The organism is Pelagivirga sediminicola, assembly GCF_003072125.1.
In the GTDB taxonomy this organism is placed as follows: domain Bacteria; phylum Pseudomonadota; class Alphaproteobacteria; order Rhodobacterales; family Rhodobacteraceae; genus Roseovarius; species Roseovarius sediminicola.
Genome location: NZ_QCYH01000010.1, coordinates 88,127 through 103,458 on the forward strand (window position 1 = coordinate 88,127; position 15,332 = coordinate 103,458).

Annotated in this window: 9 protein-coding genes and 3 pseudogenes; 9 read left to right on the top strand and 3 right to left on the bottom strand. The window is 57.9% G+C overall.

The genetic code is table 11. The features are described from left to right. Positions 1-29: 29 nt before the first annotated feature. The 7 genes and pseudogenes from tnpC (DC366_RS15235) to DC366_RS15265 form a co-directional block, all read left to right on the top strand. Positions 30-1,364 (top strand): annotated as a pseudogene (gene tnpC / locus DC366_RS15235) (IS66 family transposase); the annotation flags it as partial. Positions 1,365-1,610: 246 nt separating this feature from the next. Then, positions 1,611-3,833 carry a cadherin-like domain-containing protein gene (locus DC366_RS19960; protein ID WP_165802929.1) on the top strand — a complete coding sequence of 741 codons (2,223 nt, stop codon included), beginning with the start codon at positions 1,611-1,613 and terminating at the stop codon, positions 3,831-3,833. After that, positions 3,790-5,220 carry a TolC family protein gene (locus tag DC366_RS15245; protein ID WP_165802930.1) on the top strand — a complete coding sequence of 477 codons (1,431 nt, stop codon included), beginning with the start codon at positions 3,790-3,792 and terminating at the stop codon, positions 5,218-5,220. The genes DC366_RS19960 and DC366_RS15245 overlap by 44 nt, the downstream gene beginning before the upstream one ends. Beyond that, on the top strand, positions 5,217-7,376 hold the full coding sequence (locus tag DC366_RS15250) for a type I secretion system permease/ATPase (RefSeq protein ID WP_108693081.1): 2,160 nt from the start codon (positions 5,217-5,219) through the stop codon (positions 7,374-7,376). Before DC366_RS15245 ends, DC366_RS15250 begins: the two co-directional genes overlap by 4 nt. Further along, positions 7,373-8,554: a beta-barrel domain-containing protein gene (locus DC366_RS15255; RefSeq protein WP_108693082.1), complete on the top strand. Its 1,182-nt coding sequence runs from the start codon at positions 7,373-7,375 to the stop codon at positions 8,552-8,554. The genes DC366_RS15250 and DC366_RS15255 overlap by 4 nt, the downstream gene beginning before the upstream one ends. A 5-nt stretch (positions 8,555-8,559) precedes the next feature. Beyond that, positions 8,560-11,637, top strand: coding sequence for a Mur ligase family protein (locus DC366_RS15260; RefSeq protein WP_108693083.1), 3,078 nt, complete (start codon positions 8,560-8,562; stop codon positions 11,635-11,637). 35 nt (positions 11,638-11,672) lie between these two features. Continuing rightward, on the top strand, positions 11,673-11,834 hold the full coding sequence (locus DC366_RS15265; protein ID WP_279305764.1) for a hypothetical protein: 162 nt from the start codon (positions 11,673-11,675) through the stop codon (positions 11,832-11,834). Between the two features lie 90 nt (positions 11,835-11,924). Here DC366_RS15265 and tnpC (DC366_RS15270) read toward each other — a convergent pair whose 3' ends face one another. From tnpC (DC366_RS15270) to tnpA, 3 genes are all read right to left on the bottom strand, one after another. Then, entirely contained in the window at positions 11,925-13,562 is a 1,638-nt protein-coding gene (gene tnpC, locus DC366_RS15270) for an IS66 family transposase (RefSeq protein ID WP_108693085.1), read from the bottom strand. A 62-nt stretch (positions 13,563-13,624) separates the two neighbouring features. Continuing rightward, the gene (gene tnpB / locus DC366_RS15275; RefSeq protein ID WP_108693086.1) at positions 13,625-13,972 is read right to left on the bottom strand and encodes an IS66 family insertion sequence element accessory protein TnpB; all 348 of its coding nucleotides are present in this window, start codon (positions 13,970-13,972) and stop codon (positions 13,625-13,627) included. Continuing rightward, positions 13,969-14,349: an IS66-like element accessory protein TnpA gene (gene tnpA / locus DC366_RS15280; protein ID WP_108693087.1), complete on the bottom strand. Its 381-nt coding sequence runs from the start codon at positions 14,347-14,349 to the stop codon at positions 13,969-13,971. The genes tnpB and tnpA overlap by 4 nt, the downstream gene beginning before the upstream one ends. A 227-nt stretch (positions 14,350-14,576) precedes the next feature. Between tnpA and DC366_RS15285 the strand changes: the two are divergent. Together DC366_RS15285 and DC366_RS15290 are read left to right on the top strand one after the other, a co-directional pair. Next, positions 14,577-14,723 (top strand): annotated as a pseudogene (locus tag DC366_RS15285) (IS256 family transposase); the annotation flags it as partial. Continuing rightward, positions 14,696-14,923 (top strand): annotated as a pseudogene (locus DC366_RS15290) (integrase core domain-containing protein); the annotation flags it as partial. The pseudogenes DC366_RS15285 and DC366_RS15290, both read left to right, overlap by 28 nt. Positions 14,924-15,332: the final 409 nt, after the last annotated feature.

The following is a 15,332-nucleotide window of genomic DNA, read 5'->3' on the forward strand; positions in this document are numbered from 1 at the left end:
CGGAGTGCCGGTGGCGCAGGCAGGATAGGCCATCGACAGAGGCTGCTGGTGCGCCCGCTTTGCGTCTTCGTCCACGTGCCTCGGATGCGACCCCGTGCGAACGCCGCGAATTGGACCCCGGTGCCTGCTGGCCGGACTGTGGCGGCGATCTGCGTGTGGTGGGTGAAGATGTGAGCGAACTGCTCGATATGATCGCCGCCCAGATGAAGGTAATCCAGATCGCCCGGATCAAGAAATCGTGCCGCCGCTGCGAGAAAATGGTGCAGGAACCAGCCCCCAGCCGCCCGATTCCGGGCAGCATGGCAGGCCCGAACCTGCTTGCGCATGTGCTGGTCTCGAAGTTTGACGATCATTTGCCTCTCTATCGTCAGCAGGAGATCTTCGCCCGCATGGGGGCAGACATTCCCGAAAGTACGCTTGTTGGCTGGTGCGGGCGGGCCATGAAGACGCTGCAGCCGCTGATCACACGGATCGAGGCGGACATCATGACCAGCGACCTGCTGCATGCGGACGATACACCCATCCGGGTGCAGGATCGCAGCATGCGCGACAAAGGTCTTGGCAAAGGGGTCAGGCAAGGCCGGATCTGGGCCTATGTGCGTGACCAGCGACCCTGGGCGGGGGCATCGCCTCCGGGTGCTGTTTACCGCTTTGCGCCAGACTGGAAAGAAGAGCACGTTCTTGGCCACCAGGCCGATGCGCGCGGCATCCTGCAAGCGGATGGATACAAAGGGTATGCCAAGCTCTATGCGTCTGAATCCGGTGGCAAACCGCGCTTGCGCGAGGCGGCCTGTTGGGCCCACCTGCGGCGCGACTTCCATGACTTCTGGACCTCGACCAAATCCGAGATCGCCCGCGAGGCGCTCGACCGGATTGGCAAGTTCTACGACATCGAGCGCGATATCAACGGCCAGCCCGCCGACGTCCGCTATGCGGCGCGTCAAAAGCTCAGCCTGCCCAAGGTCGAGGCTTTCTTTGCCTGGTCCGAGCAACAGCTTCTGCGCATCCCGGGCAAGAGCGATCTGGCCAAGGCCTTCCGCTACGGTCTTGGGCGGCAGGAGGCCTTCAGCCTGTTCCTGAGCGACGGTCGTGTGGCCATCGACAACAATCCAGCTGAACGTGCCCTGCGCCCGATTGGAATAGGACGGAAAAACTGGCTCTTCGCCGGTGCCGATACCGGCGCGGAAACCCTCGCACGTGCGATGACAGTTATTGAAACCGCAAAGCTGAACGGTCTCGACCCACTGGCCTATCTGGCTGACATCCTCGACCGCATCCACGATCACAAGATCAACAGACTGGATGAATTGCTGCCGTGGAACTGGGTGCCGCTGGCCACGGCAATGGAAAATCAAGCCGCATAAGCTGCGGTATCAATGGCATGGTTACTGGCGTATCGAGCATTCTGGAAGTTCTTGCAGGTTTAAACAGGCGCTGCGACAGGCCGCCCTCTCAGAGCCCGTCACCTATTTCTCGGCGTAGCTCAGTAGGATAAGGGATTTGTCGCACACCAATTAAATATATGTCTTGCGACCTTGAAGCAATAATCCTTGACTTCTCCAAATATCCTCATGATCTTCGTAACTAAATTTTGATCTCGTGAGGGACCCATGCTTGTTGAAACTCAAACTCCCGAGTCCGTCTCGCTTATCACTGCCGGTAACGAGTATTTGGTCAGGTTCACGGACGTTGGGTCGGTAACCATCGAGACGAATACCTCGGATATCACTGGAGCAGCGCGCGATGGTGACGATCTGATAATCCAGCTGCGAAACGGTGATGTCGTGCGCATCGCGGATTATTATTCCGCGCCAGACGATCTGACAATCTATTTCGAGGATAGCGACGGCGCACTTTGGGAACTGACGGATCTCACCGGTACAGATCAACTGACAATGACGGTTTCGCCCGTCGGATCAGATGAGATTGGTGTTGCTGGTCTCGCCGCGTTTGGTTTGGCTGCTGGAGGTGGTTTGCTGGCGGCTGCTGATGATGACAGTGACGCCGACGCGGATGCAGATGCGGACGCCGACGCTGACGCAGATGCAGATGCAGATGCGGACGCTGATGCAGATGCAGACGCCGACGCTGACGCCGATGCAGACGCCGATGCTGATGCTGATGCGGACGCCGATGCCGACGCTGATGCGGACGCCGATGCCGACGCTGATGCGGACGCCGATGCTGATGCGGACGCTGATGCTGATGCGGATGCCGACGCGGATGCGGACGCCGACGCCGATGCTGATGCTGATGCAGATGCGGACGCCGATGCTGATGCCGACGCGGATGCCGACGCCGACGCCGATGCTGATGCTGACGCGGATGCCGACGCCGATGCTGATGCTGATGCGGACGCCGATGCAGATGCGGACGCCGATGCAGATGCGGACGCCGACGCGGATGCGGACGCCGACGCCGATGCGGACGCGGATGCGGACGCCGACGCTGATGCGGATGCTGACGCTGATGCCGATGCAGATGCGGACGCCGACGCCGATGCTGATGCTGATGCGGACGCCGATGCTGATGCTGATGCGGACGCCGATGCTGATGCGGACGCCGATGCTGATGCGGACGCCGATGCAGATGCGGACGCCGATGCAGACGCGGACGCCGACGCTGATGCGGACGCCGATGCCGACGCTGATGCGGATGCCGACGCGGATGCCGATGCCGACGCGATCGACGACGACGTCACACTCGACCTTGAGGTCGAGCCGACCATGGAAGTTCAGGATCTGCAGCAGGCTGGGGTCAACACCCTGCTGGGCGCTGAGGTTCTGAGCGGCACTGTGTCCCTGACTCTGCTTGAAGCCAATAGTGCCCTAAGCTTTGACGTGGCAAAGAACACAACGCAGCAAGTCAGTGTCGACGGTGATGGTAATGCTCTGCTCTCGCTTCCTCTGGTGGCGGAAGGGAATTTCGACCTGCTGGTTTACAGGGTCGAAGATGGCGAAACCACCGGGACGCTGGTGCAGACGGTGGAAGACTTCCTCGTCTACGATCCAGGTCTCGGCCCCCTGTTTGCGAGTTGGGAGGCCGATAATGTCGCGTTGAATGGGTTCGAGGGCGGCGGTGAATATTTCGTCGTCATCGGTGGCCAAGATGGTGGGCTACTGGATGTCACACTCTTGGCGGATTTGGATATTGAGACAACATCGGATGTCGTCACATACTATAGCAATGTAGGCGCGACCGCTCCGATAACCGGTAATGTCCTTGCCAATGACGTCGACGCTGGCGGCGCGGAGGTGACAAGTGTCAACGGAACGGCAATCGAAGCTGGGGGGACGGTCATCGCCGGGACCTATGGCGCGTTGACGATCAATCCTGACGGCACCTACAGCTATGATGTGAACGACACCTTCACCGGTGCGAACGGGGACCAAGACACCTTCGACTACACCATCGCTGCGCCGGGCGGGTCTTCCGACACCGCGACATTGACGGTGACGTTGAACTATGACGGTCCTCCGGAGCCAATTACAGGAAGGCCTTTCGCGGCGAATAAAGCCGAAACAGACGCTGGAGCGAGCGAAGATGCCGATGGCTCGGATCTGGTAAGCTTCGGGTTCTTGGACAAGGGGATTGACCAGGATGTCACTTCCGAGTTCGATGCAGGTGTTAGCGGCGATTTCGCCGGACTCTTGCCCGAAGCAGCACCCGAGACTCTTTCCGCGTATGTTTCGGAAGACGAGCATGATGATAGCGTGATGCCTTCTCCGGACCCCGTCCGTGAGAGTGGAATCACGGATATGATTGGCTCGGAAGCAGCGAGCCATTCGCTTGACGATTTGGAAGACGGAGAGCTCGGCAATTCGTTGGTTTGACCGGGTGGAGCCTAAGGTTCCGCTCAGCCGGAATACGCATCGGGTCGCAGGTATTGCCTGCGGCCTTTGCGCATTTTTGATTGTCGGCTGTTCTTCGGACCCGCCGTCGGAAATTCAGCAAATCAGACCCACGCTTCAGGAAGGCTCCGACTTCGCATCAAACGACCTCGCGCGCGTCCCTGTCGGCTCAAGTGGGGTCACACCATTGGTTCTTGGTACCTTGCGCACCCGCGCAGATATCGCTGAGGCCGCCCAAAAGGTGGAAGCCGGAATTGTAGGTATCGACGAGGCGCGTGCCGGATATTACCCCCAGCTTTCAGCAGGGGTGATTTCCGGTCTTGCCGGAAACACAGAGAATGGCTCACGCCTTCAGGTGACTGCGTCTCAACTTCTTTACGATTTCGGAGGGACCGCCCGCGCAGTATCGCGCGAAGTACTCGCGTCGCAGGGGAAGTATATGCGCTTTCTCGAAGTCGTGGATGAGGAACTCGCCGAAACTGTGAAAACCTACTGGACTATGCGGCGGTATGTTGAACAGCAGGCAATTGCAGATAAGCAACTGCAGACCATGCAGCAGTTGGAGAAGCTGAGCCAATCCCGCTCCAACGAAGGAGTGAACTCCACCACCGACCTTCTGGAAGCGCAACGCCGGGTTCAATCCGCTGAAACAATCTTGCTGCAGGCGCAGCTCGAAATGGCAAACGCCAATCGCCGTCTGTCGAGGTTTTCAGGTGTCAGCGGTGGCATTGCTGACGATGCCCTGGGAACAATCAATCTGACGTGTGAGGGCGAGAAATTTAACGATGCACTGTCACCTCGGGTTCAGCTGGCCGCGTTGCAGAAAGCGATAGCTGAAATTGATCTCAAGGATGCCGAAAACGCCCTCTTCCCGTCTGTTTCACTGGAAGCTGTTGCCGACCGGGATATCGTCGGTTCCGGTGCCAGCGGTGTCGGGGTGAACCTGAAGGTGGACAGTGCATTATTCAGCGGCGGGGCCCATCGTTCCCGGAAGGTGATCGCGGTAAAGACGGCGAAGGCAGCCGACGCTGCCCTTGAGGCAGCCCGTCAAGATATTACTCTCGAACACGACAACGCAATCGCCGATATAAAGGGTCAGCGCGTCCTCATCGCTTCTTTGGAAAAACAGGCGGACATGCTGGACGAAACCCGGGAGCTTTACCGTCGTCAGTTTGTCGAATTGGGAAACCGGACTATCGAAGACGTCCTCGATATCGAAGATGAATATTTCCGTTCATTGCGGGACCTAGCTGAGACCCGTATTAATCTCGCGGTCAGGCAAGTCGATTGTGTCAAAAGTTCTGGTCGGCTACGCGCCCGGCTCGGATTGGATGGCAAGTTCCTTCATGGTCTTGCGCTGAGCCCATGACCGAAGACGCAATCATCGTGTCGCAAGATGTTCCGGGTAAGACGGTTTCTGTCACAGACAGCGGTATCATCCCGGCCCTGCGTCACATCGCGCGCGGTTTTCAGTTGAGCTTTTCGGAGCAGGCTGTCCGGGCGGCTATGGATTGGCAAGCACAGGCCGACGCGGTCGAGCAGCTTCATGAGATTGCAGGTCGACTGGGGCTCGAACTCCATGCTGTCAGAGCAGAGGCGCAGAAGATCGACCCGCTTCATCTGCCGGTTCTGGTTCTCCAGCCTGGTGCTGATGTGTTAGTGGTGGAGAGCATCTCTCACGCTGATATTGCCACTTTCTGGCGGTTCTCGGGGAGTCTGAGCGACAGGAACGAACGCCCTCTGGCTGAACTGATAAAGAAAAGCAGCGGCGTCTGGTTCGTGCGAGCGAGGCGCAGCCTGCCGGATGTCCGGATCGATGCTTATATCGCGCCGGTCCGCAAGAATTGGCTGCGACGCGTGCTCTTTCCTTCGCTCCGGCCCTATTTCACCGTTATCGTTGCTTCCTTTCTCACCAATGTTCTGGCCTTGGCGGGAATCCTGTTTTCGATGCAGGTCTATGACCGGGTCATCCCCGCGCAATCCCACCATACCCTGGCCGTGTTATTCACCGGCGTTGCCATAGCTTTTCTCTTCGAGTTTTTCCTGAAGCAATCGCGCTCCGTGTTGCTCGACATCCTGGGCCGGAACGCTGGTCTGAGGCTTTCCGAGCAGGTTTTCGGACGCGCCCTGCGCATTCGCAACGACCACCGGCCCAAATCAACCGGTAGCTTCATTGCCCAGCTTCGGGATATCGACACCATGCGCGAGGTCCTGACTTCGACATCGGTCGGCGTTCTGATGGACCTGCCATTCTTCTTCCTCTTCTGTTGGCTATTCTGGATGATTGCCGGTTGGCTGGTCCTGATCCCGGTCGCCGCTCTGGCCGCCATCATATTGCCAGGGCTGATCATGCAACCGAAACTGCGCAGTTCAGCCCGACAGGCACAGCGCGAAGCGGCTCTGCGCAATGCTATTCTGGTGGAAACGATCCAGGGGATCGATGATATCAAGGCGTTGCAAGCCGAAGAGCGGTTCGAAAATATCTGGCGTGAAACTTCAGCGGCGACTGGTGAGGCCCAGTCTCAGGAAAGACGTCTAGTCGCAGGTCTCACTGCGTGGACGCAAATCGTGCAGCAAAGTGTCTATGCGGTGACCGTCGCGATAGGGGCCCCACTGGTCATGATCGGAGAGATTACAACCGGTACGCTTGTCGGCGCGTCAATTCTAGGGTCGCGTATGATTGCCCCCATGAGTCAGATTTCGGGGGTGCTTTCACGACTTCAGCAGGCGCGTGTCGGAGCACAGGGGCTGACTAAAATCATGAAGTCACCTGTGGATCATCCTCCAGATGAAGCCCGCGTCACCCTGTCCCGGATCACCGGCCAGTATAGCTTTGAAAACGCTGAGTTCAGCCATCGCAGTGATCCCCCACCCGCACTGACAGTGGCGCATATTCAGATCGGAGCCGGGGAACGTATCGGAGTGATCGGCCGCAACGGGGCTGGGAAGTCCACTCTATTACAGGCAATGGCCGGCCAATTGATGCCCTCAACTGGGCAACTGCGGCTGGACGGCATGTCTATAGATACAATCGACCCGGCCGATCTTCGCCGCGACATCGCCTATCTTTCCCAGAATTCGAACCTGTTTTTCGGGACGCTGCGCGATAATCTGCTGCTGGGAAAACCTTCCGCTACAGATGATGAATTGCTCACCGCGTTGTCACTTGCAGGGGGGGAGACCTTTCTAAGCCGTTTTTCCAAAGGCTGGAACTACCAGATTATGGAAGGGGGTCTTGGCCTGTCCGGCGGCCAGAAGCAAACGATCCTGTTGGCCCGCCTCGTACTCCGGAACCCTTCTGTCCTTCTGTTGGATGAGCCAACTTCTGCAATGGATGATACGACCGAACGACATTTCATTGAGAAACTCAGCATCGCATCGGGAGGGAGGACGCTTGTCGTGGCGACGCACCGTCATCGGATTCTCCAATTGGTGGATCGGCTTGTGGTACTGGACAGAGGTCGGATCGTTCTAGACGGTCCGCGCGACCAGATTCTGGCACAAATGCGGGGAGAGACAAAATGACCTCGTTCTCTTCTGTGACATTGCCTCAGATTGCCGATGAGCAACAGGCTCGAACCCAATCCCGGATAATCTGGCTCACCATGTTGTTTTTTGCGGCAGCCCTGAGCTGGGCTTGGGCTGCAAGACTCGACGAGGTGACCACTGCCGAAGGACAGGTGATTCCGATCCGACAGGAACAGGTTGTCCAGTCTCTCGAAGGTGGTTTGCTGCGCGAACTGAACGTACGATCTGACGAGATTGTCGAGGCCGGTGAGGTGCTTGCCCGGCTTGATCCCACGGGTACGGAGGCGAATGTCGATGAGACCGAAGCCCAGCTTCTGGCGCGACGGGCGCGGATCGCCCGCTTAACTGCCGAGATCACCGATAAGGCGTTACATTTTCCCAAAGCGCTGTTGCCCCAGGAAGAGCTGATTGCAACGGAAAAGGCGCTCTATGATGCGCGTCGTGACAGCCTGTCGAAGACACTTTCGCTGATCCGGGACTCGCGGGACCTTCTGGAAGAAGAACTCGATGCCATGACCAGACTTTCTTCATTGGGAGCCTCATCGCGAATGGATGCTGTGAGGCTCCAGCGCCAGATTGTCGAGCTGAATATGAAAGAGACCGAAATACGGCATGACTACTACGTCAACGCCAACGAGGAACTTGCCAAGACCAAGGCCGAGGCCGAGGCCCTGGCTGCAGAGTTGCGTGGTGGGAAGGATCGTCTCGAACGGTTGACCTTACGCTCGCCAGTGCGCGGCATTGTAAAGGATATCGCTGTGACCACAGTGGGAGGGGTCGTTGCCCCGAACGGGGAATTGATGACGATCGTACCGCTCGATGAGGAACTCCTGGTGGAGGCCCGAGTGAAACCTCGGGATATTGCCTTCATTCGTCCGGCGATGCGTGCCACGGTTAAGGTGACCGCTTATGATTACGCAATCTACGGGACCCTGGAAGGCGAAGTCAGGTCGATTTCTCCGGATTCAATCCAAGACGAAGCCGATCCACAAAAGCGTTATTATCGCGTCTTCGTGCGGAGCGATACTTTTGAGTTGGCACACAAGGCTGGACGAAAATTTGCCATCACGCCGGGCATGGTGGCCACAGTCGATATCCATACCGGGTCCAAGACGGTGTTGCAGTATCTTGTCAAACCTTTCAACCGGGCAGCCGAAGCCCTGCGCGAACGCTAACCTCCATGAAAGATACCCCCATCTCCCGAATTCTGGATGAACTTGTCGCACGGATCACTCCCCTGCCTGAGCCCTATCCGCGTTACGTCGTTTTCCTTTCCTCGACCGAGGGGAACAGCCGCGCCCAGGTTCGGACGATTACGGCCGCCAATCTGATCGACCTGCGTGAAAAGCTGACGGAAAAAGAGTCGGTTCGCTTTCTTACGGCCCGACATGTTCGGATGGATTGGGCGACGGGGGTGCGCGCGCTTTCTTTTGGCGCCTACAAGGAAGCGTTGCAGAAGGTGAAGCGGAACTATAGCCGCAAAGGGTTATCACTCGACGCCAGTTTCCGGCAGGCGGTGACCGAAGGAGAATTGAACGGCAGTGCTTTGCTCTACAAAGGCTCCCGAGTTCCACACTGCGAAATCAACACGAACAATTTTGAGGTTTACTGGAAGCGCCGCTTTGGCAGAACATTCCGAATTCCGCGAGATTCCGCCGAGGTTCACCTGTTCCGCTCGGAGGGACTGTTTCAGGATCGCGACAGCGGTGTTCTTCATGCACTCATGCCGTCGGGCCTCGATGGCGGACGGCGTGTTTTCGACGTCAATCAACCCGAAAATATCGATTTCCTTATACGCGAAAGCGCCACTTATCTGGCAGGACAGGTCAAGGAAGATGGGATGTTCCATTATGGCTGGCACCCCAGCTTTGATCGCCCGATCAATCACTACAACACGTTACGCCACGCCAGCAGCACCTATGCGCTCTGTGAAGCCTATGGGGTACTGCACAAAGACGATATGCGCGCAACCATCGAACGATCTCTGAAGCAGATCTCGAAAAGGCTGGTCAAACACAGCATTGGACCGGCCGGGACGGCAGCTTATCTTATGGACGCGGGCATGGAGGTCAAACTCGGCGGAAACGCTGTTGCGATCCTGGCGCTCTGCAAGTTTTACGAGACGACAGGAGAAATGCCCTGGCTAGACCTGGCGCGCCGTTTGGGCAACGGTATCCTGTCGATGCAACGTGAGGACGGCGGATTTTATCATATTCTAGATGCCGAAACTCTGACGCCAAAAGAAGAGTTCCGCACCGTCTATTATGACGGGGAGGCGGCGTTTGGACTCATGCGCCTTTATGGGGCAACTGGCGAAGAGTGTTGGCTCGATGCGGCCCGGCGCGCCGTCGATCATTTCATTTCTGAGGATTACTGGCAATACCACGACCACTGGTTGGCCTATTGCGTCAATGAACTCTCCGTTCATGTCACCGAGGAACGTTATATTCGCTTCGGTATCCGCAACATCGGGGATTATCTCGACTTCATTCGAAACCGCATCACTACCTTTCCCACGCTGTTGGAGCTGTGCTGCGCCACGCGTCTTCTGGTGCAGCGATCGCTGGGTGATCCTGCGCTGACCCCGGTCATCGACACGTTTGACCTCTCTGCTTTCAAAGAGGCTATGGAAACCCGCGCCCAATATCTGACGAACGGGTTCTTTTTCCCCGAAGTCGCGATGCACTTTAGGAACCCGGCGCGGGTCACCGGGAGCTTCTTCATCCGCCATCACGGCTTTCGTGTGCGCATCGATGATGTCGAACATTACCTTTCCGGGTTGATCGCTTACCGTTCCTATCTCGCCGAACGAGAATGGTTTTCCGAACTTTGCGAACAACAACGACGTCGTCTGAGCAGTGACGTGAAACACATGCGTTGGACGTCAACAGACGTTGCTGACCTTCTTGAGGGTGCAAAGTGGCTGCGCCCACCGCCCTCTCAAGTAGAGGTGAGTGGTGCTTCCATCTATGCTCCCAGTTTTCGTGCAGATGATATCGCTTTTATCAGGGGCTCGGGAGAGAGATTTGGAATCACTCCGCAACAGCTTGAAGAAAACGCAATAGTCCCACGCATCGCGATTGTGGGCACAGACAGCGCGGCTCCGATAAAAGCAGATTCCGTTTTGCAAGTGCCTGATATGCGTACGGCCCTATTGGCCTTGGCAAGGGATGCGCGCAAATCCCTTGCAGGTCCGATGATCGGTGTAACCGGAAGTGCCGGAAAAACGACGATAACGGGGATGATTGCACATTGCTTTGAAGGTACCGCCAAGGTCCACAGCACTCGTCTCAGCGCTAACATGGTGCGAGGGATTGCCTGGAATCTCTGTTGTGCGCCCACCGATACAGAATACTGCGTTCTGGAAATGGCCATAGGCCAGATGGAGGAAAACACTCGCTTGGCGCGGCCGGACATCGCGCTCTTTACCAATATCAGCCCGGCGCATCTAATCCACCACAAGAACACTGCCACAATCGCGCGAAAGAAGGCACGTATCTTTGCCGGAATGCCGGAAAACGGTGTTGCCGTTCTGAATCGTGATATGAGCGAGTTTGAAATTATTGCGTCGGCAGCAGAAAGAAAAGGACTTCGAATCGTCACCTATGGATGGAGTGATACCGCCGATATCTATCCCGTCTCCGTCGATGGATCGGCTGGCACTGCCACCTTGGAAGTTTTTGGCCAACGCCACGTTGCACCGATCGTTGGAACGGGAAACTATGCCGTATATAATACGATGGCGACCGTAGCTGTGTTGTACATTCTGAACTGGCGGATCGGGCCTACCATCGGACGGCTCGCGACCTATGTTAGACCCCGTGGCCGTGGTCAGGTCATTGAGGTGACAACCCCGGATGGGTTGGCCAAGGTGATCGATCATTCCTACAATGCCAATCCGGCTTCCATGCGTGCTGCACTCAGCGAATTTTTCGCTACTCCCTGCAAGGGTAAACGCATTGTCGTTCTTGGCGACATGGCCGAGCTCGGCGACGATAGCCGGTCCGCCCATAGCGAGCTACTAAAGTTTCTCGGAAAACAACCGATGGAGTTCGTCTACCTTATCGGGAGTGAGTTCGCTGCGTGCCAGTCTGATATTCAAGACGATGCCCGGTTCCGGTTTATCAGCCTCGAAAACCTCGATGAGGTGTTTCGCCGACAGATCACCGCAGAAGATCTCCTTTTAGTCAAGGGATCCAACAGCACAGGCCTCTTCCAATATCTTGATAGATTTAGATCGTATGTCGGCTCTGGGTAAGCGGTGCCTGAGCCTCACTTCGGATCCGGAAACGTCTGCGGATGCTGTCAAAACGATTTGGGATTGCGCAGAATCTGTCTCCACATAGGTTCCGGCACTCGGCTGCGACGCTACTGATCGAGGGAGGCATCGACAGTAAGCGCGCCATTGATACCGCAGCTGACCTGCCCCCCGGAAGTTCCCTCAGTCTGATGTAGAGTCTGCCCAACCTGAAGGAGCAGACGACAGAGGATGGTGGCTGTGTCCCAAAGCTTGGTGTAAGGTAATCAGGCCATTGATACCGCAGCTTATGCGGCTTGACTGTCCGTCACGGATGCCAATGGTGCCCAATTCCACGGCAGCAATTCATCCAGCCTGTTGATCTTGTGATCGTGGATGCGGTCGAAGATGTCAGCCAGATAGGCAAGCGGGTCGAGACCGTTCAGCTTGGCGGTTTCAATGACGGTCATCGCACGTGCGAGGGTTTCTGCACCGGTATCCGCCCCTGCAAATAACCAATTTTTTCTGCCGATCCCAATCGGGCGCAGAGCGCGCTCGGCGGGGTTGTTGTCGATGGCCACGCGGCCGTCAGACAGAAACAGGCTGAAGGCGTCCTGCCGGGCGATTCCATAGCGGAAGGCCTTGGCCAGATCGCTTTTGCCTGGAATGCGCAGGAGCTGCTGTTCGGACCAGGCAAAGAAGGCCTCGACCTTTGGTCGGCTCAGCTTTTGCCGCGCCGCATAGCGGACGTCAGCGGGCTGACCGTTGATGTCGCGCTCGACATCGTAGAACTTGCCGATCCGGTCGAGAGCCTCACGGGCGATCTCGGACTTGGTCGAGGTCCAGAAGTCATGGAAGTCGCGTCGTAGGTGGGCCCAACAGGCCGCCTCGCGCAAGCGCGATTTGCCATCGGGTTCAGGCGCATAGAGCTTGGCATAGCCCTTGTAGCCATCGGCCTGGAGGATGCCGCGCGCATCGGACAGGTGGTCAAGAACGTGCTCTTCCTTCCAGTCTGGCGCAAAGCGATAGACAGCGCCCGGTGGCGATGATCCCGCCCAAGGGCGTTGATCGCGCACATAGGCCCAGATACGGCCTTGTTTGACCCCTTTGCCAAGCCCCTTGTCGCGCAAAGAGCGATCCAGCACCCGGATCGGTGTATCATCCGCATGCAGCAGGTCGCTGCCCATAATATCGGCCTCAATCCGCTCTATCAGCGGCGACAGGGTCTTCATGGCGCGACCACACCAGCCCACCAGCGTAGTCTCGGGAATGTCCGCGCCCATGCGGGCGAAGATCTCGTGCTGGCGATACAAAGGAAGGTGGTCGTCAAACTTCGAGACCAGCACATGCGCCAGCAGGTTCGGCCCCGCCATACTGCCCGGAATCGGGCGGCTGGGGGCTGGTTCCTGCACCATTTTCTCGCAGCGGCGGCAGGATTTCTTGATCCGGGCAATCTGGATCACCTTCATCTGTGCGGCGATCATGTCCAGCAACTCGCTGACATCCTCGCCTACCACGCGCAGGTCGCCGCCGCAGTCAGGGCAGCAGGCACCAGGATCAAGCTCACGGCGCTCGCGGCGAGTTTCATCCGAGACACGCGGCCGACGGCGCAAAGCGGGCGCATCGGCAGTGTCTGGTGACGGCTCATCACGCCCTTCGTCGATGGGCGCATCATCTTCCTCGGCCACCGCAACCAGCAGGTCTTCGAGCGCCAGTTCCAGCTGCTCGATCTCGCGCTCGATTTTCTCCGAGGATTTGCCAAAAGCCAGTTTCTGTAACTTGGCGATCCGCAGGCGCAGGGCCTGCACCAACTGGTCATGAACCCGCAGCGTGGCCGATATCTTGGCGTTCTCCGCCGAGATCCGCGCGTTCTCGGCCTGCAATACCGCGATCATCGCGCGCAATTCAGCGGGATCATCAGGCAGATTTTCAGCAGGCTTTGACATGCGGCTGATTACCAAAAATCAGGCCGAAGCACCATATAAATAACGTAAATCCCGGCGCAAAATCACCCCACCCTCGCAGGCGGAGCTCCCCAATCCGGACGCCGCCAGTCGATACCCTCCCAGAGCATCGCAAGCTGCGCCGAGGTCAGCCGCATCGCCCCATCCTGGGCATTTGGCCAAGGGAAACGGCCCCGCTCAAGCACCTTGTAATAGAGGCAAAACCCTTGCCCATCCCAGAACAGAAGCTTGATCCGATCACCCCGACGGCCTCGAAACGCAAACACCGCCCCACTGGTAGGCTTTTGTCGCAACACGTCCTGGGTCAGCGCCGCCAGCCCTGCGATCCCCTTGCGCATATCCGTGACACCGCAGGCCAGATACACACGCACACCGGTGCCCGGGCCGATCATGCAGCGTCAACCACACGGATCAGCGCCGACAGCGCAGCAGGATCAATCGTGCTTTCAAAATGCAAACTACGCCCCCCACGCAGGCGCAATTCAACAGCAACTGGAGGCGGCAGCTCAGCGACCGGTGCCTGCGCCACCGGCACTCCTGCAGTCACGGGCATGTCCAGCGGCAAGAAAAGCGCCCCGGCATCGGGCGACCACAAGCCTTTCTTCTTCAGCTCATGCCGCCACGCGTAAATTTGTTGTCGCTTAATCTCATGGCGCTGCGCAACCTGCGTCACACTCGCCCCGGCAATCCCAACCGACGCGACAATCTCAAGCTTTTCGTCGTCATGCCAAAAGCGTCGCCGCTCCGCCCCAAGAATTTCGCCACGCATCCCAGACCCCGTATAAGAGACGTCGCTAATGACGTCTTTAACGACGTCTCTTAGATCATCGCACGAGCATCAGGCAGGCGGTGCCAATGGCGCGGTTACGGTGTAAGAGGCCGCGCGCGGAGCCCCCGGCGTAGCGCAGCGCGCGGCCGGTGGTGACGCTGGCGGCCACCGTCGATCTTCGGCAAAGGTTTGGGTTGCAACACTCGAAACCAAAGACGGAGATGACGATGACCGATGAGAGAATGACACTGCTTGAACTGGTTGAACAGCAGGCCGATGGCGATCTTGTGCGTGAGATGCTGGCCTTCGCCGCCGACCGGATCATGGAGGCGGAGGTCGAGACGCGGACGGGCGCGGCCGCTGGATCGACAACCGCATGATCGAGCGCCTCTGGCGGTCGCTGAAATACGAATGCGTCTACCTGAACGCCTTCGAAACCGGCTCGGAGGCCCGCAACGGGATCGGTGCCTGGATCACCTACTACAACGAAAAACGCCCGCATTCATCACATGGGCTGCTGACGCCGGCCGAGGCCTATGATACCCGGAACCAATACCTGACTGCCGCCGCCTGACATGAAACCCATGCCAGAGCTTAGCTCGGCGGAAAACTGGTCGAAAAAGCAGGACCACCTCTGGTGGCGTCCTGATCAAATCCGGGCCTTTCCGAAGGTCGGCGCTCTTACACCATTCGGTGGGACACTATCACATCCCGCCAGCCGAGGCAGAAGAGAACTTCTATGCACAGCGCGACGTGCTCGATATGGTCGCGTGAAATGAAGCTATAGGTCTCCGACAAATCCGGGACGATTCAGGGCAGGTCACCATCAGTGCCTTCTCGGCGGTTCTGCGCGGTTCCAGGAAGTCCGGGAAGTAGCTGTCCTTGCGCAGCTTCGGGATATTCAGCGTAAGCCTTCGGCGAAGGCCGTGGGCGCGCCGTATTGATCAGAGGGGTTTGGGTGCGGCTTTTGGTTTACGCGGCTT

Coding starts and splice junctions, on each gene's coding strand:
- tnpC (WP_108693085.1), bottom strand. CDS start 13,562: ATGTCAAAGCCTGCTGAAAATCTGCCTGATGATCCCGCTGAATTGCGC.
- tnpA (WP_108693087.1), bottom strand. CDS start 14,349: ATGCGTGGCGAAATTCTTGGGGCGGAGCGGCGACGCTTTTGGCATGAC.
- tnpB (WP_108693086.1), bottom strand. CDS start 13,972: ATGATCGGCCCGGGCACCGGTGTGCGTGTGTATCTGGCCTGCGGTGTC.
- DC366_RS15250 (WP_108693081.1), top strand. CDS start 5,217: ATGACCGAAGACGCAATCATCGTGTCGCAAGATGTTCCGGGTAAGACG.
- DC366_RS19960 (WP_165802929.1), top strand. CDS start 1,611: ATGCTTGTTGAAACTCAAACTCCCGAGTCCGTCTCGCTTATCACTGCC.
- DC366_RS15260 (WP_108693083.1), top strand. CDS start 8,560: ATGAAAGATACCCCCATCTCCCGAATTCTGGATGAACTTGTCGCACGG.
- DC366_RS15255 (WP_108693082.1), top strand. CDS start 7,373: ATGACCTCGTTCTCTTCTGTGACATTGCCTCAGATTGCCGATGAGCAA.